Consider the following 24,670-nt stretch of genomic DNA (forward strand, 5'->3'; position numbering starts at 1 on the left):
GATAGTATAAACCAATGCCTTAGGGTAATCACGCCTTGTTTGTGGCTAACTGAATTTCTAACCGGTCTCTACCGTTAGATTTCGCTTGGTAAACCAGTTTATCCGCTTGCGTGATCATGGCCTCGACTGACGGGAAATTATCCACTGAACTCACGGCCCCCATTGAAAATGTTAAAGGCTCGACGTTTAGCCCAGTTTGCTTGGCCTGCGCTTGGTACGCGTCGCGTAAACGGGTAAAAATACTATCAAAGTGGAGCAAATCTTTGTGCGGATGAATAAGTAACCATTCCTCACCGCCCATCCGTCCAAATACATCCTCGTCACGCAAAACTGATTGCACGGCGGCGGCAAACACCTGCAACACTCTGTCACCGGTATCATGACCGAATTTATCATTGATGGCTTTAAAGTGATCTAAATCTACTATCGCAAGGATCATTGAATAGTGCCCAGCATTGGCTTGATCAAAGGCCAATTTAGCCGCACGCAGACAAGCGCGCCGATTAGGGGCTTGAGTGAGATCATCGGTCAGTGCGAGGGCGCGCATCAAACGACTTTTACGCCACTGCCAATACAATAGCGATATAATCGCTAAGACCACTAAAATTGCTAATGCCACGGCAATAGTCAAAAAGGTTTGCTGGCGTTTACGCTCTTGCAACTGGATCTGGTTGAGTACATTCTGTTGTGCCAAAAAGCGATTTTCACTTTCTTGCGCTTCACTCGTAAACTCTGCCATCATTCGATCAATCGCTTCCCCCCGTCCTTTCAACTCAAGATCGATGTATTGATGATGAAAGTGACGAAAGTACTCAAGTGCCTTAGCGTAATCGCCTTGTTTTGAGTAATACAACGACAGCATCTCAGTGACTTCTGCATTCGATTCGGCCAACTGCACCTGTTGTTGTAGCGCACTAATCATTGCTAGGGTCGCTTCGACCTCGACCATTTGCTCCAGCATCAACTGTGCTGTCGCTTTACTGACCAAAGCATCTAACTGCTTCTCAGCATCATTGGCTGCAGCAAACATCTCAGCAGCGCTATCTGCGAGCGCAATCGCTGCGGCAAAACGCTGTTGCTTTACATTAATGCGTGCAATTAATTCATTGGCGTAAGCTACCCCCACGGTATCATTCAATTCTTGCGCGATATCCCGTGAACGTTGCGCGTAAAACAGAGATTTTTGGTAATTCTCCAAATCGAAATATGATTTAGCGATATTAAAATCAACGATTGACCAGTTAATGGTTTTGGCGCCCTGGCGCATCCGCTGGGAAATACTTAACTGAATATCGATAGCGCGCTGCTCATTCCCCAACTTGGAGTTTACCACCGCCAAAATACCCAATACCCGATCTTCGTCAACCCGCAGACCTTGCTTTACAAAAATGGCCTGTGCTTTGCGTAAATATTGGATAGCAGAAAAGTATTCGCGGGCGAAGTAATCACTGGTACCTATCGACAAATAAACAAGCCCCTCTTGGCGAGGGGGTAAGCCTTGTGTCAATAATTGACCTAACTGTCTCTTTATTGCGACACGTTTGTCGACATCACCGGTGATGACCGTGGCTCTGAGTGCCGCTCGATACAGCCTTGAAAGCGCAGTTCTGGAACCAAGGTTGACTGTTCGGGGTAAATGCAAATCCACCAGTCGTTCCACTTCAGGTGTGTTATTAAGCGCAGAATGGATCAGTACCGCAGCAGAAATCGCTTCAATCTCAAGGCTTTCCAACCCTTCCCCTTGCGCAAACTTGATGATGACTTGAATATCGTCAAGCAGTTGCAACGGTTCATTTTGGTCCGACTCCTGTAACGCTTCGAGGTGGCGAATAATACTATCCGTGGAAACGCCACGTAAATCGCTGGCGGCTAAGGGAGATGGCAGTACTAGTGTTGCATACTGACCCGTCTGGCTTTGTTGCTGGGCATATACGGCTACGCTTCCAAGGATCAACACCGTAACCCACATGAGAAAGCCAATCACATAAACTAACTTCTCAAATGCATACGCTCGCAGCAAGGCCTGACTCCGTTAACAAGAATGGGTTCACAATAGCACAGGATCCTGAGATGACGAAAGGTATGACCAACCCGCCTATTGACGAAAAGCAGCCGCCTCAAGTGCGTGCTTTTTCATTAGCTTATGCATATCAGTGCGATTGCGGCCTGCCATTTCAGCTGCCCGTGTCACGTTGCCATCGGTAATTTTCAGTAGTTTAGCAAGATAACGTTGCTCGAACGCGTCGCGCGCCTCAGTGAGTGTTGGCCAACTTTGCGACGATGAGGATAGCGCCTGCTCTACCAAGTGTGCGGCAATCACTGGGGTTTGCGTCAGTGCGACGCATTGCTCTACTACATTCACCAGTTGCCGAACATTGCCGGGCCAGTTTGAGGTTGCTAATAATTGCATCGCGTCGTCAGAAAAGCGACTAACATTGACATTGTGACGACTGGCGCTTTTTTGCAACAAATTGCGAGCTAATAAAGGAATATCTTCCGCTCGCTGCTTTAACGTGGGTAACTTCAAGTTGACGACATTCAAACGGTAATACAAATCTTCACGAAAAGTCCCTGTACGCATTTCCTTTTCCAGATCTTTGTGCGTCGCCGATATTATCCGGACGTCAATATCGATAACCTTACTACTGCCAACCGGACGAATTTGTTGCTCCTGCAGCGCGCGCAGCAACTTAACCTGCAGCGTCGTCGGCATATCACCGATCTCATCCAGAAATAAAGTTCCTCCATCGGCTTCTTTAAATAAGCCAGGATTAGCCTGCACCGCGCCTGTAAAAGCGCCTTTAGTATGTCCAAACAATTCTGACTCAAGCAAGTTCTCGGGCAGTGCGCCACAATTGATCGCCACAAATGCACGGTCTTTCCGGTGACTGGCCTTATGAATAGCCTGCGCCAATAACTCTTTACCCGTTCCACTCGCACCGGTGATCAGTACACTAACATCACGTTGAGCAATGCGATGAGCTTGGTCCAGCACCTGCAACATGTCTGCTGAACGGGTAACAATTTCGTCACTCCAATTGCTTTGTTGCGCAGCCGTCTTTTGGCTCAGTGCCTTATCCAACAATTTACGTAACTCGCGGTGATCGACCGGCTTGGTTAAAAACCCAAATACGCCGCGTTCGGTGGCTGCTACTGCATCTTGGATAGTGCCGTGGGCTGTCATAATGATGACGGGTAAGTCCTTGCGATTGGCAACAATTTCTTCAAACAGTGCTAACCCGTCCTGCCCAGGCATCCGCAGATCACTCAGTACCACGTCAATTGCTGCTACATTGATTTGCTGCAGTGCTTCTTTAGCGCTGGCAACACTGATCACCTCAAACCCCTCTCCCTGCAGCCGAATGGTCATTAACCGCAAGAGGCTATGATCATCATCAACTAACAAAATGGTAGGGCTCACTTGTGATGGGGTATTTTGCATTGGCTAACGCTCCGAAGACTTTTCCAGAATAGCGGCTTCAATATTTAATAATTGATCCAGCTTTTCCGCTTGCTCCTGCAATAACTGCGCCTGTTCTTTGATTTGTTGATTTTGTCGCGTATTAACCTGACTTAAAACCGTGATTGCAGACTCATACTCAAGTAGCTTTTGGCTAGGAAGATAAGCCAGTTCATGCAATAAACGCTGAAAATCAGGCGCCAGCTCTGGACTTAACGCGGTAAATACTGACTGCGCCCGCAAGCGAGTCTGATAAGGTGTATCGAGCGGCTGCGAGAGAATAAATAACTGCAATTGTGCCACCAAGGATTGGTCAAGTTGAGCTATTTTTTGTTTCCGCTCTGGCCAAGCCACTTCCGCTTGATTAGCCCAATACTCCAGCCAAAACAGCAGGTTACAGTGCTCTCGCGATATACTCTTCTGCGGTATGTCACGAACGTTAGCAACAAACACACACGTGTCGCTAGTCCCTTCCTGTTGTTCCATGGAGCCAAAGAAAGGTGTCGTCAATGTGCGACACCCAGCCATAAGTAGCGCCGCAGTAATTACAACTAATACTCGTACCATAAGCTACTTTTCACTCCCACTGAGCACAGGGATAGCGACACGAAAACACACATCAGCATAATCTACATCAACGATGGTGACATAGCCATGCATTAAACGCGCGCAATCCGCGACAATCGATAACCCCAGTCCAGCACCGATAACTTTATCGTTACGTTTGCCAGAACCTCGAATGAACGGCTCAAACAATGCCTCCCGCTGTTCTACCGCAATAGGCTGCCCGCTATTGGCCACATCAAGTATGATGTAACTATCGGCCTGATAGACATGCAATCTGATGGTTGTGTGAGGAGTGCCGTGGGCAATCGCATTTGACACAAGATTATCCAAAATTCGGCGATATAAGGCTTCATCCACGGACGCCTGCTGAACGTCTACTCGCACATCTACCTGATGCCCGTTTTGTTGCAATGCCAGTGCATTATCAGTCAAGCACTCACTAATCATGGCCGCAACATCATATCGCTGGATCAGTGGCTCCGCTTGTTGCAACAATAAATTATAATTCAGTAACCCTTCGACCAGTAAATTTAGTCGGTCGGTACTCGACAACAGCAGTTCGATGACTTCGCGCTGCGATCGGTTTAACTCTCCAACGACCTCTTCACTTAATATTGAACATCCTTCTTTGATGCTGGCTAATGGCGTTTTTAGCTCATGTGAAGCATGGCGGAGTAACGCTGTGCGCAGATGTTCTAATTGCTCGAGACGATCGGCAAGCCAGTGCAAATCATGTTCTATAGCAATCAATTCTCTTGGGCCGTTTTGACTCAGCGGCGGCAGTTCAGAGGCCTGCTGAGCAATGGCTTTTATAACCGCTTTCAGCTTTTTAAAAGGGTGCACAATAAGCTGACTGCCGACTATCACCAGAGCTAGCGACAAAGCGGCTAACAGTGCTGTAGACCAGGCTTGCCTATGCTTGATCGCCAGCAACGTTGCTTGCTGTTGTTCAATGCGATGATTGATCGTCTCACTTAACGCTTGCTCTAATACCGACATCTCACGATTAAATCGGGTCAGCCGTTGCTCAAGAATTGGCGTAGGTTCATCGCCGACCAATTGAGCAAGGGCTTTGACATGGGCATACATGTTTTGACAGTCAATCCCTAGTAACGCGTCACAAATGGTATCCAAATCGCGGTTAAAGGTTACATATCGATTATTCAGCAAGGTGGCCAAGGTATCATTTTGCACGACGCGATACTGGCGGGTCAGTCGTTCAATGTCGACTGCGTCATTTTCTAAATTTCGCATCGCACTGACCATACTCACAACAAAACGATTGTCATCAGCTGTCATTCGTGCCACTTCAGCGAGATCTTTTTGACTTTGCCAAAGTAAAGTGACGAGTGGGATTAGGGCAACCACAAAACTGATCAGCGTTAGCTGGCGTAAAGAGCCCAGTTGCATAGCAATCCTTGTTTATAAAATCGTTATAAGGATCGCACAGTCACTGTCGTGCAGCAATTAAAAGCGCCCAACATTCACGCTGGGCACAAGCAAGCATACGAGTGCTTATTCGATATCGACCGCGGCGGTTAAGTCTGCGGCGGTTAATTCATCTTTACTGATTTTGCCATCTTCATCAGTGTCAATGAGGCCAAAATTTTTCAATAAATTGGTATCGCTAACCGCTTCCTTTAAGCTAATAAACCCATCTTGGTCAACGTCAAGTAATGCCATCAAATCAGGCCTATCTTGCGCATCTGTATTCGCAGTGATGAACGCTTGTAACGCCATTGCTGAAAATAATACCGCCAAAAATTTCTGTGTTTTGTTCATTCTCGTTTCCTCACTTTGTTGTTTGACATGAATACTTCCGTCGCACTGCTATTGAGTGCAGGCCCATGCCTTGCCAAAGCGTCATTTGCAGAACCGATGCCAGAACTTGTAACGTACTGTTTTTATTTAAATAGTGTTGATTTCAATAATGAAAAAAAGAGTAATTCGTCGCTATCAGACGACAACGCTAGTGGTTTTGCATTAAAACGTCACTCAGCCCCTAAAAAATTCAACAGTGTTCGTCTTAGCCTCTTAGGAGATAAATATAAATCTATGTTTTAATTGAATTTTATTTTTATAATGCGAAGCATTATCAGGCCGCAATCTGTCGCCTATTAGCACCAGCTGACGGAGTTGAGCTACTCGTTCGCCATATCATAGGGAATTTTTAATTGTGGAGACTGCTGTAATTCTGGCATGCTGAATTTAGCCGGTAACTCAGCCAGCGCATCAAGGGATATCGGCTTGCTAAAGTAGAACCCTTGCAAATGATCGCATCCTTGGCTAAACAGATAGTCTATCTGACTGACCTCTTCAATACCTTCCGCGCAGATGGTTAGGTTCAGTCGCTTTGCTAGATCGATAATTGTACCGGTAACCATACGGCTGCGCTCAGAGGTTTTCAATTCACGTACAAATTGACGATCAATCTTGAGTGTATCAATGCTAATTTGGGTTAAATACCCCAATGACGAATAGCCTGTACCAAAATCATCCAGTGAGATCGCACAGCCCATATTGCTTACTCGCCGAAAGAATTTATCACTGGCAGCAAAACTTTCGAGATAAGCAGACTCCGTCACCTCTAGTTCAAAAAATCGCGGGTCAACCGCATAGCGCTCAAATAAATTCGTTATAAAATCAAACAGTGAAGGGTTCTTTAGATCAAATGCAGACAGGTTGACTGATACTCTAAAACGTTGCGGGAACATACTTTTAATACGCGCAAGATCCTTACACGCGCGCTCTAGCACCCATGAGGTAATACTGGGGATTTTACCGCCCTGCTCCGCAATTGGAATAAATTCGGCCGGTGGGATCATTCCTAGTACTGGATGTGCCCAGCGCAGCAAAGTTTCAAAGCCAACAATGGTACCATCACGCCCAACTTTGGGCTGATAATGCACTCGCAACTCATCATTGGTAATCGCTGAATTGATACTATTTGCGATCATTAACTTACGCTTATGATCTTCGATCATAGAACTATCAAATATGGTATAGGTTCCTTTACCAGCAGCCTTCGATCGGTACATTGCAATGTCTGCATTGCCAACCAATTCATTAATGTCAAAGTTTGCGTCCGTCGCTTTGGATACACCGATGCTGACCCCAACATAGAGGTCTAAACCGTTGTAACAAAACGGTTCCTGAAAGGCATCAATCAGGCGTGTTGCCATGCGGTGAATGTTTGCTTGAGTGGTATCGCGCGATGGGATCACCAAAAACTCATCTCCTCCAAGGCGCGCCACCAGGTCACCGTCACGCATTAATGAGCTGACTCGCCCGGCCACATCGACCAGCACTTTATCGCCGGTTTCATGCCCAAGCGAATCATTGATACTCTTAAACCCATCCAGATCAAAGAACATCAACACGAGGTCTTGTTCTGAACGCAGGGCTCGGGCCAATTCAAGTTTTAATGTGTCCATCACAAACTGACGATTGGGTAGCCCGGTTAAACTGTCATAGTTCGCTAAGCGCGTCATCGTGCGTTGTTGCTCGATCAATTTCGCGGTTTGTTCACGATTAATTTTGAGTTCATGCTCAATCGTACCCACTAAGCCATTGATATTACGCGCCAGCCCTGACACTTCGTCTTTTCCTTTCACCTCAAATCGTTGACTGTAATCTTTAGTAAATTGTAATCTTTGAGTGAAATCAGATAACGCGATCAGTGGCCGCATGCGCTTTCGAAGTGCCCATGAATAGATCACCGACAACACCAAAAAAATAATTAATAGCAACGGCAAACTGGCTATCACCAATTGCTGCTGGCTGCGCTGCAGTGTGGTATTGATGTCATTGACTACCACCAGATAGCCCTTCGGAAAATCACGCTCGCCGATGCGCTTAACACTGTAGAGATAATCGTTGTGTAAATAGGTCCCCAAACTCGGCTCGGATAGAGACCCCGTTAAAGCTTGTACCAGTGCAGTTTGATTTCTCCCAGCTCGCCCCACGTATTGCTGGACAAGGGTTAAATTACGGTCATATAAATTAGCAGTGATAATGTCCGGATACGCATCAAGGCGAAGTAAGGCTGAGGTCACTGCGACAATATCCAGATCAGGGCCAATCAAAGGCAACAAATCATTGCCAATATTATCGGCGAGCGCAGTAAGATTCGCCGTTGCGCCATCCAAGTAAAGTTTTTGATGTTCTTTAACAACTAACCACATAACCGCACAGGTCAATAACAGCGTAAAACCTAACGCAGAAAGCAGTAGTGAGGTGCGAATGCTAGAAAAAAATCGTTGTAACATAATCCCGCTTATACCACTTTCAGCTTAGCCTGAACGAACATTGAATGAGGTACATGTAAGAGATCATTGATACGCCTGATGGCATGCTCTTCATGCATGTCGATGTGGCCATCACTCAACGCAATTGACCACAATTGTTGAATAAAGTTTGCACGCTGCTCTAAGCCATAGTGTTGATTTAAAACACGCGTAAACTGGACTAAGTCAATCGCTTCTTCAGCGTGCTCTTGTCCTTGTGTCAACAGTGCATCTAATTCTTCTGCCGTTAGTTTGAATTGCTCGCGCAGCAGCGCACCGACGTGTGCTTGCTCTGCGGCGTCCAATGTACGGTCAGCACGCACGACTTCAAACATTAACGCCGCAGTGGCTAACTCCAAGGTATGTTGCTCATCGGCTTGCTGATTGACCCGCTCTTCGAATAAGGCCAAAAAAGATTTGATCATACGACTTGCCTCTGTGTGATCTGTGCAGTGTATACCAGCACTTGACGAGCGTCCATTAACGCTTACTGTGGGAACACTAAGAGATGCTCAAGCGCCAAACGAATACCAAAGTTCTCGCCCAAAGCATGATTATGATGGCTTGGCGCCAAACATAAGACTTCAGCCTCGGTACTTTGAGTGCTCGCCTGCAAGCGCAAACGATAGAGTATGTTGGCACCACGAAACTTTTTATGTATGACCTTGGCTTTAAACGGACTCACGTCATCATGCACAATATCATCCGGTCGCACTAAAAGATTCAAGCGAGCGTTCGCGACTAATTTAGCATTTTCCCTTGCGATAAGTATTTTGGCGTCAAATACCCCGAGCGGCGTTTGCAGCATCCGCTGCTCGTCAAGGGTAACCGGAACGAACACGCTTTCACCGATAAAACCAGCAACAAATGCCGACGCGGGCTCGTGATAAAGTTCATATGCAGTGCCAAATTGATGCAGTTTACACCCTTGTAGTACCGCAATTTTGTCAGCCATCGCGAAGGCTTCGTGCTGATCATGAGTGACCATTAATGCGGTTATACCGAGTTCTTTTAATAAACGTCGCACATCAAAGGCCAGTTGTTCGCGTAACTGAGTATCTAAGCTAGAAAACGGTTCGTCGAGTAACAACAATTTAGGTCGCGGTGCGAGCGCGCGCGCCAAAGCAACTCGTTGCTGTTGGCCGCCAGACAGTTCATGTGGATAGCAGTCTTGGTGCGTTTGCAAATTGACCATTACCAACATCTCGCTGACTCTTTCTTGCGCAGCCTTTGTTCCATGCTGAGTCAAGCCGAATGCTATGTTTTGACGCACAGTTAAGTGTGGAAATAAGGCAAAATCTTGAAATACCATGCCAATTTCGCGCTGCGCGACAGGCTGTATATGAGTTGCTGAAGAAACCAAAGTATGATCAATCGTTATTTGCCCTTCTCGCGGTGCTAAAAAGCCTGCAATTGTGCGTAGCAAGGAAGTTTTTCCGCACCCAGATGGACCCAATAAACACCCAATTTCGCCCTCGCGTAACTGGAAGGTGACGTTACGTAAAACGTCTGCACGCGCGTCTTTGGAATATCCAACAGCCAGAGAATCTACCGATAACATGGTTTTATCATCCTTTATCAAGCATACGCGTAAGTACAAAAATGGGCAGTAAACTGACCCCGACAATGGTCAATGCCGGTAACGCCGCATCATATAAGCGCTCATCAGATGCCAGTTCGTAGGCGCGCACTGCCAGAGTATTAAAGTTAAAAGGTCGCAGTACCAGGGTTGCGGGCAATTCTTTTAGAACATCCACAAATACCAATAAACTGGCGCTCAATATACTGGCCTTCATTAGCGGCATATGAATTTTGCTAAACGTGCCTAATCGACCCTGCCCCAAGGTTAACGCTGCGTCGTCCATCGAAGGGGCGATACGCGCCGCGCCAGCCTCTGTATTTTGTAAAGCGACACTTAAAAAGCGTATCGCATAACAAAATACTAACGCAAACAGTGAGCCAGAAAATAACAAGCCAATATATCTTCCGTTTGCAGCATGCCAAACCGTATTTAGCCAATGGTCAATCTGCCCCAACACAATGAGTGCACCAATAGCTATGACCATACCCGGCAGAGCATAACCTAAACTGAGTAAACGGACTTGCCAAACACTGCACCAGGAACCGAGCCAACGTGCTTGATAGGTAAAAATTAAAGCCAGTGTAACTACGACACCAGCGGTTAGTAGTGCCACACTGAAGGTTGCCTTGATCAACTCAAAATAGTCCTGCCAAGCTACATTTTGCCAGCTATCCATGACCCATAGTATTAATTGCAGCGTTGGGAGAATAAAACCTAAGACCACTGGCGCTAATATCCAGGTCGATGCAGCAAATGCGCGCCAGCCCTGTAAGCGCAACCTAGGCTTTTGGTTACTATGGGGTTGTCCGCTTTGATAAAATTTCAGTTTGCGCCGGCTGTATTGTTCCAGCACCAAAACGAGTAAAACAAACAAGCACAATAACCCTGCGAGCTGGGCTGCGGCCGAACGGTTCCCCATCGCGTACCATGCTCTGAATATGCCTGTAGTGAAAGTATTAATACCAAAATAATGTACCGTGCCATAATCCGCCAGCACCTCCATCATCGCTAATGCTGCCCCTGTCAGCAATGCGGGGCGAGCCAATGGTAGGCTTACTTGCCAAAAAAAACGCCAGCGGGAATGACCATGGGTTTGTGCGATTTCAAACATCCGTGCGCTTTGTTCGGCAAATGCGGTGCGCGCTAAAATGTATACGTAAGGATAGAGAACTAAAGACATCAATAAGATGGCAAAAGGTAATGAACGCACCTCTGGAAACCAGTAATCGCCGTATTGCCAGTCAAATAGCTGACGTAACCAACGTTGCACCGGACCCGCGACATCAAGCATACCTGTATAACTGTACGCACTGATATAAGCCGGCATCGCTAGGGGCAATAACAATAACACCCGGGCGGCGCGGCGGAATGGGAACTCAAACGTAGTCATCAACCAAGCACAGGAGCCGCCAATCAGCAGCGTGCCAAGGGCGACCCCAAGAGCCAAACCAATACTATTGCTGATATAGTCCACTAACACCGTAGCTGCCAAGTGCTGCCACACCTGCCAGTCAGGAAAAAATAAATGACCAACAATAATCAACAATGGCGCTAAAAGCGCCATTGCCAAGAGCCCTATCAGTAGGGTGTATCGATTCACATGACTAAAGTGCAATGCTGACTATTTCCACCCTGCCCGATCCATTAGACGCAATGCATCGTCATTTAACTCGCCAACCTGTTGCAGATCCACAGCCTGCGCATTAAATGTGCCGAATGACATTAACACTTCACTCCATGGCACGTCTTTAACTACGGGATATTCATTGTTTTCCTCAGCGTACCAGCGCTGGCTTTCAGCCGATAACATAAAGTCAATCAGTGCCTGCGCCTGAGCCACATTCGGTGCATGTTTTGCTATCGCTATACCGGAAATATTTATATGTGTAGCAGCATCAGTATCGGCCCAATGCACGCGCACTTGACGTGCTTGCGCCTGCTCGTTCTCATCTGCTGAAGTGAGCATACCTGCAAGGTAATAAGTGTTTGCAATAGCGATACTACATTGACCTGCCGCAACCGCTTTGATTTGATCACGATCCCCACCTTTTGGCGTACGCGCCATGTTCGCCACAATGCCCTTCGCCCAGGCTTCTACTGTCGCTGTATCATGTTCGATCAATAACGCCGCGACCATTGACTGGTTGTAGATGTTGCTTGAAGAGCGCACACAAATTTGTCCGCGGTAACGTGCATCTGCCAAATCGAAAATACTGTTAATCACACTGGGATCCACTTTGTCAGGATCGATCATTAACGGGCGCGCTCGCTTAGTCAATGCAATCCAGTGCATGTCGGCATCACGCAGATTGTCGGTAATCAGATTTTTCGCCTTTGCACTTGCTAGCGGTTGGGTAATACCGGCCTGCTTGGCCCGCACTAAACGTCCGGCGTCAGTTGTAATGAGCACATCGGCGGGACTAAATTGCCCTTCAGTTTGCATGCGGGTAATCAATGCATCCGCATTCCCAGTCACCAAATTTACTTGCACACCGGTTTGTTGGCTGAACTTATCCAACAAAGGTTTTATCAGTGCTTCTTTGCGTGCGGAGTACACATTGAGCTCGGCGGAAAAAGCTGGGCTTGACAACACCACAGAGAAAATTACGGCAGGTAACAAAGATTTGATGGACACAAAGCACTCCTGTTTTTTATCAGTAACTGATAATAATTCTCAATTACATTAAACTCAACTGCTTTTGTAGTTTTGTCCTAGATTTGGGATAAGTTAGCTGAACACTTAAATACTAATCGTCACTTCGGTGGTTTTACCCCCCTCTTTAAACTCTACGGATTGAGCCAGCTCACGCAGTAAAACATGCCCGCGGCCGTAATTATATTCATCCGTAACAACCTCTATTCCAGCAGGTTCAAAGCCCTCACCACTATCGGTAACAGAGATGATAAGCAGTCGTTCTACCGGTTCATAGCGCGCACTTAATTGCACAAAGCCTTCAGTGAGTGTCTCGAGTCGCTCTCCCCGCAAGGTGTAATACTCAATAAATCCTTCACTACTTGACTTCATAGCAGAAGGCAATTGCAAAACGCCATGCTCCAGTGCATTGCTGTAGAGTTCAGTCATGATTGTAAACAGGTCAGAACGCACCCAAGAAAGCCCCATTTGACTACACACTAAGTCAATAAAGTGTGGTAAGGCATCTCCCTTCCGCAATAGCTCAGGAGATAAATGCGAGGTCACGGCAAAAGGTAAAGATGAAACTGTGTGCTCCCGTTTTAAGCTAGCTAAATCTTGACAGGTAAATATGGCTAAGCTGACATCGTCGTGCGGTAATTCGTCCGCTGCAAATTTTTGTATTTCCGCCAGGATTTGTTCAACCGTAATCGTGGGGTTACCGATAAACAGGCGCTCTAACCCTTCTTCACCGAACATGTCCCCGTCTTGGTTGTGTAACTCAATCAGGCCGTCGGAGTATGCAATAATACGAGAGCCTAACTCCACCTCAAAGGTTTCATCAATATCGTCGAATTCGTCGTTTTCAAGGATCCCCAAGGCCATATGTTGAGAGGCAAAGCGTTTGAGCAGGGCCCCATCAGGCCCTTGCAATAACAACTCCGGCATACCGCCATTCCACACATTAAAACGCCGCCCACTTTCGCTAACCTCAACAATAGCCGCAGCGAAAAACATATGAATAGGGAGCAGCTTTTCCAGCGTTTTATTAAGGGTTGTAGCTATTTCTGATACTGACAAACCTTTACTAGCCATCGCCTGAAACGCACGCGTTACCGGTAACGCACCGATGGCCGAGGCTAAACCATGGCCGGTAAAGTCGCCCATTAAAAAATACAGTCCACCATTCGGGCTCGCTTCACATAAAAACACATCGCCACTGAATTCGTCGGCAGGAAAGTTGCGATAATCAAAATACGGCGTTACTGCCGGATTATTTACAATCGCTTTACTGAAGATGTGTTCAATGATTTCTCGCTCGCGCTCGACTGAATTGCGAAAGTAAGTTAATTGTTGATTTTGCGCGTCGAGACTTTTACTCAGCTCGCGCGTCCTGAGATGAGCTTTAACTTTTGCAATAAGGACAGTTTTATCAAAAGGTTTAGAGACAAAGTCATCACCGCCAACATCCAGACAACGGACCACCGTCTCGCGTTCATCCAAAGATGTGATAAAAATAATCGGTAAATACACCGCGTCGTTACCCGACTTCACTCGACTGGCCACTTCCAAGCCATCCATATCAGGCATAACAACATCCAGCAGGATGAGATCAGGGTTGACCTTCTCACACAAGACTAGGGCTTCATGCCCAGAGCGAGCTTCGTAGACGTCTAAGTAGCCCTGCTCCTCCAGCATATGCACAAGTAGGAAGCGATTAATGGACTCATCGTCAACGATTAAAACGCGCATTGCAGTTCGCTATTTAATATCGAATTTTTTATCAAATCGAGAAATAGTGAGAATTTTTAGCACTTGCGGACGACTGTGCGAAATAATATAACGTGATACAGTGCTTCCGAGCACTTTTTGCATATTGAGTAACATACCCAAGGCTGAACTATCCATGTATTCAGTGTCAGTCAAATCAACCTCGATGGTTTTCACTGATTCCGGCAGGTTTGAATAGGCATTGCGAAAGTCCTGCACTTTGCCAAAATCGAATTTATCATCCATCTTGATGGTCATGGTTTTTTCGTCAGCCGACAACATTGCTTCAAGAGCCATAAGTGAAATACTCGCTTGCTAAATAGAGGATTAATTAATCACAGTTCAGTGTAGCACTGAACTTAGTGTTTTGTTTTAATTAAACAATAATAAAAAATCAATTATTAATTCAGGTGTAATCTACGCATGGCAAACAATCCTTTAGTATATTCCACAGGCACTGGCAGGATTAAGCCAGAGATGCCCAAGAAAAGCGTTGAAAAAGGCGATGGAATTGTACGTATCCACCGCGAAACCAAAGGTCGTAAAGGCAAAGGGATGTCGATCATTAAAGGATTGGATCTCGCCGAAAGCGAGTTAAAAGCATTATGCAAAAGCTTAAAACAGCAATGTGGTTGTGGCGGCTCGGTGAAAGACGGCAGCATTGAGATCCAAGGCGATGTGCGTGAAAAGCTGAAAGATTTATTGCAAAAGCAAGGCTTTACCGTAAAACTTGCGGGGGGTTAATAGACCTCGCATGTTGCTTCTCTGCACGATCGTCTACACTTTACGTATTGCCGTTAACGCAACCCAATGCGTTAAATAACTTGGATACACTATGGACAAACTTTCGATTTCTGACCTAAGCCTGTTGTTGGTTGAGCCTTCAGATACCCAACGTAAAATTATCACCTCACTTTTGTTAAAAGAAAAAGTGAAAGAGATTGATGCCGTGTCGACGGTTGCAGAAGCCGTTGCGGCGTTAAAAAACCACGCCGCCGATTTAGTGGTGAGCGCCATGTACTTCGAAGACGGTACCGGACTCGATTTGCTCAAAATGATCAAAGAAACCGAAAGCATTGCTGCTACTCCGTTTATGTTAGTGTCGAGCGAAAATCGCTTGGCAAAGCTTGAACAATTCAAGCAAGCTGGCGTGGCCGCTATTTTACCCAAACCTTTTGAACCACTGCATTTATCTCGCGCGCTCAATGCGAGTTTAGATCTGATCAACACTGATGAGTTAGAACTTGACCTGTTTGATATACAAGATGTAAGAGTGTTATTGGTGGATGATAGTCGGCTTGCCCGCAATCATATTCGTCGGGTTCTAGAGGGTATGGGATTACGCAAAATCCGCGAGGCTGAAAATGGCGCTTTGGCCCTCACCTATCTTAAAGACGAAGCATTTGACCTGGTGGTTACCGACTACAATATGCCGGAAATGGATGGGCGCGAGTTATCTGAGTTCATTCGCTTTAATCCTGAGACCACACACATTCCGATCATTATGGTGACTTCAGAGTCACAAGACAGTGCGCACATGGCGAACATTCAGCAAACCGGGGTCAACGCGTTGTGCGATAAGCCGTTTGAAGCCAATGAGGTACGCGCGATGCTGGCGGCCTTGTTAAGCGAGTAATTAAGCATTGACAAGGCTCTGGCATCCACATAAAGTCAAGTCATGCAACGATTAACCAACACCACTCGCTTTTTTACCTTTATGTCTATTAGAAATTAGGCAGGGTGGTGCCGTGTACTTAACTAAAACCTCCCTCTTGGGAGGTTTTTTTTTGACAATGAAGGATTGTCTATGCCGACTGACGCTCTAGAGACTTTGCGCTTATCCATTACTGAACTGGATACGAAACTACTTGAACTGCTGGCCGAGCGCCGTCAATTTACCAATCAGGTAGCCGAAACTAAAATCAAACACCATATCCCGGTCCGCGATCAAAAACGCGAAGAACAATTGCTGGTGCGCTTGATCCAGCAAGGCAAAGCCGTGGGACTTGATCCCCACTATGTCACGCAAATCTTTCATGTGATCATTGAAGACTCGGTGCTAAACCAGCAAGCCATGTTAGCGGCACGTGCCAATCCCGGTAGTTCCCTGCCCCTTAACCGCGTTGCCTTCCTCGGTGATAAAGGTTCATATAGCTATTTGGCCACGCAAAAGTATTTTAGTCGGCGTGCCGGTGAATTACTCGAAATCGGCTGTCAGAGTTTTGCTGAAATCATTCATAAGGTTGAAAACAACGAAGCCGACTACGCGGTTTTGCCCATTGAGAACACGTCTTCAGGTAGTATTAATGAGGTCTACGACCAACTGCAACATACCTCGCTAAGTATCGTTGGTGAACTCACCCACCCTATCCGACACAGTTTGTTAGTGAGTGGTGATACGTCAGTTGCAGCGATTAAAGTTCTTTATGCGCATCCGCAAGTGTTTGCTCAATGTAGTCACTTTTTGGCTGAGTTAGGCAGTGTGGAAGTAAAACCCTGTGACAGTACTTCGGCGGCGATGATCAAAGTGAACGAGTTGCAAGATCCGACGGTAGCGGCGATTGGCAGTGAAGCGGGTGGGTCGCTGTATGGTTTGCACGCCATTAAATCCAACTTAGCCAATCAAAAAGAAAATCATTCGCGTTTTATCGTGGTCTCACGCAAGGCAGTGAGCGTGCCGCTGCAAGTACCAGCCAAAACAACGGTGGTCATGTCTACCGTGCAGAAACCTGGCGCACTAGTCGAAGCATTATTAGTATTAAAAGACAATGCGATTAATATGACTAAACTTGAATCGCGTCCGATCCCGGGTAATCCGTGGGAAGAAATGTTTTACCTGGACGTGGATGGCAACATTGAAGATGGCCCAATGCAAAATGCCTTAGAACAATTGAGCAAGATCACGCGGTACTTCAAGGTCTTGGGGTGTTATCCCAGCGAGGAAATCAGTCCAACCCGAGTGGCTGCAGTCAATGCGCTAGCGGAATAATCCGCCAGCGTTTGACCTCATTCCCAGTTAAACTTTGAATCGATCCACCAGCGCATTGGCCTGCGCGGCAATCCGTGCGAGGTCATGAGCGGCAGCACTGGTTTGCGTCGCGCCCTGTTCTACATCCGCTGACATATCAGAAATCTGCGTAATGCTTTCGGTGACTGAATCAGAGGTGGTATCTTGCTCGGTGGTCGCAGATGCAACGGTATCCGTCATTTCCTGAACTTTGTCGATGGTGTCCGATAACTCGTTCATTGCAAGTGTTACTAGATCAACCAAATGAATACCACCATCAGCCGCGGCCGCAGCGCGCTCCATGGCATTAACGGATTTATCTGACGATAGGTTCATCTTCTCTACGATTTTGGATATTTCCACCGTGTTTTCTTGGGAACGGGTGGCTAACGCGCGCACTTCATCGGCAACCACTGAGAAACCGCGCCCGGCCTCGCCGGCACGTGCTGCTTCAATGGCGGCGTTTAAAGCTAACAAATTAGTCTGATCAGCAATACTGGTGATCACATTTAACACGGTAGTGATTTGATTAACTTCAGTCTTCAATGAGGTGATCACTTCACTGGAGTCACGAATAAGGTCAACCAATAACTTAATATTCTCCGCTGCCATGTCCGCGCGCTCCATATTTTCATCCAAGCTGGCTTTCGCCTTGACACTGAAGTCGCGCGTCGTCACAGTGGAATGCGCCACTTCAGCTATGGACGCCGAAAGTTCCTGCATCGCGGAGGCCACCATGTGAGTTTGATCACGTTGCTCTTTAGAGGTTTTCTCGCTTTGTTCGGTAATTGCACTCAGCTCTTCTGAAGCCGATGCCAATGAATGCGCATCTTCTTTGACTTGTGCCACTAAGTCGCGAATTTGCCCAATAAAGGTATTAAATGCGCGCACCACGCGGTCGATTTCGGGGATATTACTCTCACGTAAGCGAATGGTTAAATCGCCTTCGCCGGTGGTGAGCCCCTCGCAGGTATCACCAAGCTTATTGATAGGCGCAGACAATATACGTGCCATGAAAATCACGATACCAGCACCGATCAAAAGAATGATCATACCCACGATGGTGACCGAAGTCGTTAACGATGCAGACAGCTCAGCTGCAGCTCGTAATGCCTCTTCTTCATCAATTTCAGCAAGCAGTGCGTAGTTAAAATCACCTATTTTAATCGGCGAATACGCGGAATAAACCGCCACATCGCGATAATCCTCAACCACCTCAAAACCAGATTGACCGCGCAATGCGGCTTGTGCAGTGGCCGTGCGCACTGGCTGGATACCCACGGTAGTGCCACTTGAGCGGGCATTTTTGGCGACGTTCGGATACTTGTCTGCAACCGCAGCATAATAGGCATCCGGAGATTCCAAGAAAAACCGGCTTTCAGTTAACAATAAACCCGCAGGATTCACAATGTAGGTTTCACCCGACTCGCCAAACCCGCGCTTTTGCCACTCTTGACCGTGTGTTAATATTTGATTAATACGATCCAATGGCGCTTGGAAAATCAATACCGCAATCGCCTGCCCATTGTCGTAAATCGGTGAGGCAATAAAACCGGCTAGCGCATTGTAGGAGGGTAAATACGGCTTTAACTCGCTGAAAAATACTTCATCGCCTTCGCGGGCTGCGGCAGCGAGCTTAAACGCGTCGCCGATACCGGTATTGGCGTAGGGACCGGAACGCAAGCTTGTGGCATAATCCAGCTCTTTGTATACGCTGTACACAATATTGCCGGTGGCAATATCGGCAATAAAAATATCGTAGTAACCAAACTCTTTCAGGAATTGTCGGATGGTTGGGTGATACTGGGCATGTAAGCGGGCATATTCAGTGCTATTCGATAACCGCGACAAACCGTCTTTTTCACCAATGGCAAAACTGGATCCTGCAATAAAGTCGTATTGTAAGGTTTGGGCATTCGCACTTAAGCCACTCACCAGCGCCTCTGGATCGCTTACCGCTTGGTTGTTACGCGCTTGATATAACTGGGCAAAATCATTGGTGTAGTAACTTTGCAGCGCGGCGCGCTCGCCGCCACTGAGCGCTGAGCGTTGTGACTGATACTGATTAAATGCCGGAATAAAGGCCTTGGCAGCCTCAATAATATAAGGTTCGCTGGACTTAACCCGTATTTGTGATTCGATGGCATGGAAATACCCCTCGACAGCTTCAGCTACTTGGGTATTTTCTATGGTAAGCTTTTCACGCGCCGACTTTTCCAACGCGGCGGTGGACTCTGACACTGCCGTATTTAAAGACAACACAGCGGTTAATACGATTGCACCAAAAACCACTGACAAAACGGTTATTAATAACCTTAACTTAAATGTCATAGCAGAGCCCTTATGTCTACTGAAACCACTTCACTTAAAGGATTAACCTATAGTAAATATGCACCTAAAGAGGTCTGACCTGAGCGCTTACTTTTGCCAACGTAGCATTTGGTCATCATCGGCTTTAAGCAACAGCTTTTTACTGTCCACCAGGCATTGTTTGGCATATTCACCAAACCAACCACCTATTTGCATAAACTGCTTAATAAAGGCTGCCTTATCGCCACTTTCTAACACCGCTAACGCCTCAACAAAACGCTCGGCAAAACGCCTCAAGAGAGCAATGTTGCGCCGATCATTGAAAATAATATCGGCATATAATTCAGGGTCTTGAGCAAAAAGTCGCCCTACCATGGCTAATTCAAGACGATAAATCGGAGAACTAAAGTTTGTGAGTAATTGTAGATCGGGATTTTCATGTTGCAAATGCGAACCATAAACAAAGGTATTAAAGTGGCGCATCACCTGAATAAATGCCATGGCCGAATCGTGCGCTTCAGCCGTTGACTCTTGCACCTTGGCACCCCAGATGATCATTTGTTCAATTAACCAATGATAGTGCTCTGCGCCCCGGCCATCACAAACCACAACCACCTGCTTAACCATACCAACAGAATCAGGGCCAAACATAGGATGTAACCCCACCACAGGTCCAGTATGCTGAGCTAGCATAGCAGTTAAGGGGGCTTGTTTAATACTGGTAATATCTGCAAGCACGCAATGTGGCGGTAATGAGGGGAGCTGCTGGATAACCTTTTCAGTCAGTGTAATGGGTACACAAATCAATACTAAATCAGCCTGAGAAAAATACGGCTCGGCACTCCCCCAATCTTCCTTTTCAACCACACTTACCGAATAATGGCTGCGTCGAAATAACTCGGTAAAGATGCGGCCAAGAGCACCGCCGCCCCCCACAACAACCACGTTGTTGATCCCCGGCTTCGCTTTTAAAAATTCGCCATCTTGAGTGGCATAGGATTCTCGCATGATGCGGCGCAATAAATCCTCAACCATATTCGCCGAGACCCCCTCCTGCTCGGCCTGCTGACGGCGCTTAGCGATGAGCTCGGCTTCGCGCTCTGGCACGTATATAGGCATCCCCGTTTGGCTTTTTACTTTGCCGACTTGAGCCGTTACCTCGGCACGGCGACGCAGTAAATCAACCAGCTGGGTATCCAACTCGTCGATCTGCGCCCGTAACGCTGCCAATTTAGCCGCTGGTGTTTGGTCCATATCAATGCTGGCTGGTAAATTTACTTTGGCGCATCGGCAGAACCGTGATCAGGCGTTCTCGCGCTTGTGAAATAACCGCTTCGGTGGTCGCCCAATCAATGCAACCATCAGTAATCGAAACACCGTGCTGTAGCGCTTCACGAGCTACCCCGTCGCTTTTCTGGTTGCCCGCATTAATATGGCTTTCCAACATAATACCGATAATGGACTGATTCCCTTCCAGGATTTGATTCACCACGTTTTGCGCAACCAAGGGTTGGCGACGATAATCTTTCGATGAGTTGGCATGACTGCAATCGACCACCAAACTGGCAGAGAGATTGGCTTCTTTTAGCTCACGCTCACATTCAGATACACAGACACTGTCATAGTTTGGCTGTTTGCCACCGCGCAAAATAATATGTCCGTCTGGGTTGCCTTGAGTTTTAATAATACTCACCTGCCCTTGTTTGTTGATGCCCATGAAACTGTGCCCAGAGGCCGCGGATTTCAGTGCGTTTATCGCGATTTCTAAACTTCCGTCGGTACCATTCTTAAAGCCTACTGGCATCGACAAACCACTGGCCATTTCACGGTGCGTTTGTGATTCACTGGTACGCGCACCAATGGCGGCCCAACTAAATAATTCAGCCAAATATTGCGGGCTAATCGGATCCAGCGCTTCAGTCGCAAGTGGCAATTCAAGCTCGGCTAACCAAATCAATAGCTCACGGGCTTTACGCAACCCCGCTTCAATATCAAACGTACCGTCTAAATGTGGATCATTAATCAGCCCTTTCCAACCGGTTGTCGTGCGCGGCTTCTCAAAATATACCCGCATGACTATATATAGACTGTCTTTGCAGGTTTCGTGTAATTCTTTTAGTTTGAGCGCATACTCTTTCGCGGCTTCCGTGTCATGGATTGAGCAGGGACCGCAAACCACTAGCAAGCGATGATCGCGTCGATGAATGATATCGGAAATAACCTGTCTTGATTGTGCGATGGCGTGTAACGCCTTGTCGCTTACCGGCAACTCACGCGCGAGTTCCTCAGGTGTCAGCAAGACTTCTTCTGAGCTGACATGAATATTATTTATGGTGTCCTTGAACATTGGGATCTCAATAAAAATTAGAAAATAAAAGCATTAATTCCATTGCAGCGAATGTGCGAGGGTGAGGCGTTCTGTCTTTGTATTATTATGTTTACAACCAGCCTGTAAACATTTGCCAGCAATCCTTGACTTTTTATCAATTTGAGCACTGATAAGCAAGTGAAATCCGGTAAAAGACGAAGTTTATTTTATTTACTAAGGGTCACGCGCTGCAATCAGGATCCGCTTTCGTTAAAGTGGGCGAGAAAGCGCATGTTTTTAACGCAGGCTGTAACATTGGATATAGCTTAGATTACATGTTTTTGAAGGGTATAAAATGGTGTGCGACTAGCGCATGCTAGCCACACAATAAGTAGTTTTAGATTGTCTAACCCGCTGCTGGATAAACGTAACTGGCTTGGATCCCCAGCGGAATATCTAAGCCCCAATAGGCGAGCAAGAAGACTGTCCATAATAGCAAGATGGAAATACTAAACGGTAACATCAAGGAGAGTAATGTGCCGATCCCTGTTGACTTAACGTACCGCTGACAATACACCACCACCAAGGGGAAATAAGGCATCAGTGGGGTAATAATGTTCGATGACGAATCACCTAAACGATAAGCCGCTTGGGTTAAATCTGGCGAAATATTTAATTGCATCAACATAGGTACAAAAATGGGTCCTAGCAGCGCCCATTTCGCCGACGATGAACCAATAAATAGATTTACAAACGCGGTAAGGAAAATAATCCCCACGATGGTCACCATACTTGGCAGCGCCATAGCTTTAAGCACTTGAGCACCCTCAATGGCCAATAATGCGCCTAAATTAGATTTTCCAAACGCATCAATAAACAACGCGCAGAAAAATGCCATTACAATGTAGTAACTCATGCCCTGCATTGCTTTGGTCATGCTGTCGATCATATCTTTGGTTTTGGTGTATGTGCCTGACATATAGCCATACACAATACCGGGCAGCAGGAACAACAAGAAAATTAACGGCACAATCGATTGCATCACGGGCGCGGCAAAACTGGTTAATTCGCCGTTGGCGTCGCGCATCGGTGAATCGGCTGGATACAAAATGAGCACTAAGGCAATGATACCCAATACCATGGTCGCTGTAGCAAAACGCAGGGCACGCGTCTGGCGTGGATCTAAGTCGTCAAACTTCGGGATATCTGCCGGGTCACCATCAACCTCAACGTCTTTTAAGCGCGGCTCAATAACCTTATCCGTTAAATACCAGGCTATACTGACAATCAACAGAGTCGAAGCACTATTGAAAAACCAATTGTTCAACGGATTAATTTGGATGGCTGGATCAATAATCTGCGCCGCACTTTGCGTAAAGCTTTGCAGTAAAGGGTCAATCGCAGACGGAATAAAGTTGGCACAAAACCCACCGCTAACGCCGGCAAAGGCAGCCGCGATACCGGCCAGAGGATGACGCCCCATGGCATAGAAAATAACCCCAGCTAGCGGAATAACCAGCACATAGCCAGCATCTGTCGCGGTATGACTGATGATTGCCACTAAGACAACCATCGGTGTCAATAAACTTTTAGGTGTCGCATCCAGCATACGCTTTAAACCGGCACTGATAAAGCCCGAATGCTCTGCGACCCCGACCCCCAGCATGGCGACCAAAACAACGCCTAAGGGAGCAAAACCGGTGAAGATTTTGACCATGCGGCTGAGAAAATCAGCCATGGCGTCACCCGTCAAAAGATTATTAACCACAACGGCTTGGCCTGTGCGTGGGTCAATGGTATCGAAACTAACACCCGAGAGTGCAGCCGATAGAGCCCATACAATCACTAAACAGATAAAAAAGATGATCGCAGGATCAGGGAGTTTGTTACCGACGACTTCGACTTTGTCGAGAGCGCGGGTCACCCAAGTAGAGTTTGTTGTTGTCATAGGTTGCCTTACTTCTATTATTCTAGTTCTAAAAAGCCGCTCTATTTAACCACAGCTCTGCCCACCTGGCTATTTTATAAAGGTGGTTTTTGCCGGTACGTCTTTGACTACAACTGCACCAGCCGCAATGATGGCCTCATCGCCGATTCTAACGCCGGGTAAAATGGTCGCATGTGCACCAATCCACACACCATGGCCGATATGAATAGGCGCCACGTGTTGTAATCCCGTTAATCTGAGCGCAGGGTCCTTTGGATGAGTGGTTGCCGTAAGTACGCATTGCGGACCAATCAGCACATTGTTACCTAAATAGACGTCAGTACCATCTAAAATAGTTACCCCCTGATTGATAAACAGATTTTCACCTGCATGGATATTGGCACCATAGTCACAGTGGAAATTAGCTTCAACAATAGCGCCTTTGGCATGCGGCAATAACTTTGCAAGCACCGCACGACGCTCTGCTTTGGCATCAGGACTGAGCTGATTAAGTTGATAACACAACTGTTTGGCGCGATGTCGGCGCATTTTGACCGTGGGCTCATCGGGCGCGAGCGTTTGATATTCTGGCACATTAATAACCGATAACAATTAGTGGTTGGGGCATTATTTGCTTGTGGAGGGCTCGATGTCTAGGGTTAATCCTATGTTAAGCCGTTACAGAGATAGCCCCAAGCAACCCGAGTTCTTCCCACTTAACTTAACACCCAATGCTTTAGTGGATTTGGCCCTTGAGAAAGTGAGGTAACGCTCATGATTTTCCGTTGACGGGTTATTGGGTTTGTTGAACGCCACAAAAA

At 46.8% G+C, this 24,670-nt stretch carries 19 protein-coding genes and 2 pseudogenes; 3 read left to right on the forward strand and 18 right to left on the reverse strand.

Annotation, left to right across the window (positions count from 1 at the left end; translation table 11 throughout):
* Nucleotides 1-28: 28 nt before the first annotated feature.
* The 12 genes from AC121Z_RS10900 to AC121Z_RS10955 form a co-directional block, all read right to left on the reverse strand.
* Nucleotides 29-2,020 carry a GGDEF domain-containing protein gene (locus AC121Z_RS10900; protein WP_498124054.1) on the reverse strand — a complete coding sequence of 664 codons (1,992 nt, stop codon included), beginning with the start codon at nt 2,018-2,020 and terminating at the stop codon, nt 29-31.
* A 75-nt stretch (nt 2,021-2,095) separates the two neighbouring features.
* The gene (locus AC121Z_RS10905) at nt 2,096-3,442 is read right to left on the reverse strand and encodes a sigma 54-interacting transcriptional regulator (protein ID WP_498124055.1); all 1,347 of its coding nucleotides are present in this window, start codon (nt 3,440-3,442) and stop codon (nt 2,096-2,098) included.
* Between the two features lie 3 nt (nt 3,443-3,445).
* Nucleotides 3,446-4,027 carry a hypothetical protein gene (locus AC121Z_RS10910; RefSeq protein WP_498124056.1) on the reverse strand — a complete coding sequence of 194 codons (582 nt, stop codon included), beginning with the start codon at nt 4,025-4,027 and terminating at the stop codon, nt 3,446-3,448.
* Nucleotides 4,028-4,030: 3 nt separating this feature from the next.
* Nucleotides 4,031-5,437: a sensor histidine kinase gene (locus AC121Z_RS10915; protein WP_498124057.1), complete on the reverse strand. Its 1,407-nt coding sequence runs from the start codon at nt 5,435-5,437 to the stop codon at nt 4,031-4,033.
* Nucleotides 5,438-5,542: 105 nt separating this feature from the next.
* Nucleotides 5,543-5,809 carry an EF-hand domain-containing protein gene (locus tag AC121Z_RS10920; RefSeq protein WP_498124058.1) on the reverse strand — a complete coding sequence of 89 codons (267 nt, stop codon included), beginning with the start codon at nt 5,807-5,809 and terminating at the stop codon, nt 5,543-5,545.
* A gap of 359 nt (nt 5,810-6,168) precedes the next feature.
* A complete protein-coding gene (locus tag AC121Z_RS10925; RefSeq protein ID WP_498124059.1) occupies nt 6,169-8,295 on the reverse strand; it encodes a putative bifunctional diguanylate cyclase/phosphodiesterase in 2,127 nt (708 codons plus the stop codon).
* 8 nt (nt 8,296-8,303) lie between these two features.
* The gene (locus AC121Z_RS10930) at nt 8,304-8,738 is read right to left on the reverse strand and encodes a tellurite resistance TerB family protein (RefSeq protein WP_498124060.1); all 435 of its coding nucleotides are present in this window, start codon (nt 8,736-8,738) and stop codon (nt 8,304-8,306) included.
* 62 nt (nt 8,739-8,800) lie between these two features.
* Nucleotides 8,801-9,874 (reverse strand): ABC transporter ATP-binding protein, encoded by a 1,074-nt coding sequence (locus tag AC121Z_RS10935; protein WP_498124061.1) that lies wholly within the window; start codon nt 9,872-9,874, stop codon nt 8,801-8,803.
* Between the two features lie 7 nt (nt 9,875-9,881).
* Complete coding sequence (locus AC121Z_RS10940) at nt 9,882-11,459, reverse strand: ABC transporter permease (protein WP_498124062.1); 1,578 nt, start codon at nt 11,457-11,459, stop codon at nt 9,882-9,884.
* Nucleotides 11,460-11,516: 57 nt separating this feature from the next.
* Nucleotides 11,517-12,524, reverse strand: coding sequence for an extracellular solute-binding protein (locus AC121Z_RS10945; protein WP_498128221.1), 1,008 nt, complete (start codon nt 12,522-12,524; stop codon nt 11,517-11,519).
* A 111-nt stretch (nt 12,525-12,635) separates the two neighbouring features.
* Nucleotides 12,636-14,279 (reverse strand): SpoIIE family protein phosphatase, encoded by a 1,644-nt coding sequence (locus tag AC121Z_RS10950; protein WP_498124063.1) that lies wholly within the window; start codon nt 14,277-14,279, stop codon nt 12,636-12,638.
* Nucleotides 14,280-14,288: 9 nt separating this feature from the next.
* Nucleotides 14,289-14,594 carry an STAS domain-containing protein gene (locus tag AC121Z_RS10955; protein WP_498124064.1) on the reverse strand — a complete coding sequence of 102 codons (306 nt, stop codon included), beginning with the start codon at nt 14,592-14,594 and terminating at the stop codon, nt 14,289-14,291.
* 126 nt (nt 14,595-14,720) lie between these two features.
* Between AC121Z_RS10955 and yciH the strand changes: the two genes are divergently transcribed.
* From yciH to pheA, 3 genes are all read left to right on the forward strand, one after another.
* The gene (gene yciH / locus AC121Z_RS10960) at nt 14,721-15,041 is read left to right on the forward strand and encodes a stress response translation initiation inhibitor YciH (RefSeq protein ID WP_498124065.1); all 321 of its coding nucleotides are present in this window, start codon (nt 14,721-14,723) and stop codon (nt 15,039-15,041) included.
* Between the two features lie 91 nt (nt 15,042-15,132).
* Complete coding sequence (locus AC121Z_RS10965; protein ID WP_498124066.1) at nt 15,133-15,933, forward strand: response regulator; 801 nt, start codon at nt 15,133-15,135, stop codon at nt 15,931-15,933.
* Between the two features lie 171 nt (nt 15,934-16,104).
* Nucleotides 16,105-17,286 (forward strand): prephenate dehydratase, encoded by a 1,182-nt coding sequence (pheA, locus tag AC121Z_RS10970; protein ID WP_498124067.1) that lies wholly within the window; start codon nt 16,105-16,107, stop codon nt 17,284-17,286.
* Between the two features lie 27 nt (nt 17,287-17,313).
* Here the strand turns inward: pheA and AC121Z_RS10975 are convergent, their stop codons facing one another.
* From AC121Z_RS10975 to AC121Z_RS11000, 6 genes and pseudogenes are all read right to left on the reverse strand, one after another.
* The gene (locus AC121Z_RS10975) at nt 17,314-19,635 is read right to left on the reverse strand and encodes a methyl-accepting chemotaxis protein (RefSeq protein ID WP_498124068.1); all 2,322 of its coding nucleotides are present in this window, start codon (nt 19,633-19,635) and stop codon (nt 17,314-17,316) included.
* 87 nt (nt 19,636-19,722) lie between these two features.
* Nucleotides 19,723-20,868 (reverse strand): bifunctional chorismate mutase/prephenate dehydrogenase, encoded by a 1,146-nt coding sequence (gene tyrA / locus AC121Z_RS10980; RefSeq protein WP_498124069.1) that lies wholly within the window; start codon nt 20,866-20,868, stop codon nt 19,723-19,725.
* Between the two features lies 1 nt (nt 20,869).
* Nucleotides 20,870-21,961 carry a 3-deoxy-7-phosphoheptulonate synthase gene (locus tag AC121Z_RS10985; protein WP_498124070.1) on the reverse strand — a complete coding sequence of 364 codons (1,092 nt, stop codon included), beginning with the start codon at nt 21,959-21,961 and terminating at the stop codon, nt 20,870-20,872.
* A gap of 367 nt (nt 21,962-22,328) precedes the next feature.
* Complete coding sequence (locus AC121Z_RS10990; protein ID WP_498124071.1) at nt 22,329-23,870, reverse strand: AbgT family transporter; 1,542 nt, start codon at nt 23,868-23,870, stop codon at nt 22,329-22,331.
* A gap of 96 nt (nt 23,871-23,966) precedes the next feature.
* Nucleotides 23,967-24,071 (reverse strand): annotated as a pseudogene (locus AC121Z_RS10995) (DapH/DapD/GlmU-related protein); the annotation flags it as partial.
* A 279-nt stretch (nt 24,072-24,350) separates the two neighbouring features.
* Nucleotides 24,351-24,398, reverse strand: a pseudogene (locus AC121Z_RS11000) (hypothetical protein); the annotation flags it as partial.
* Nucleotides 24,399-24,670 lie beyond the last annotated feature (272 nt).

The organism is Alteromonas sp. DYW1, assembly GCF_059752595.1.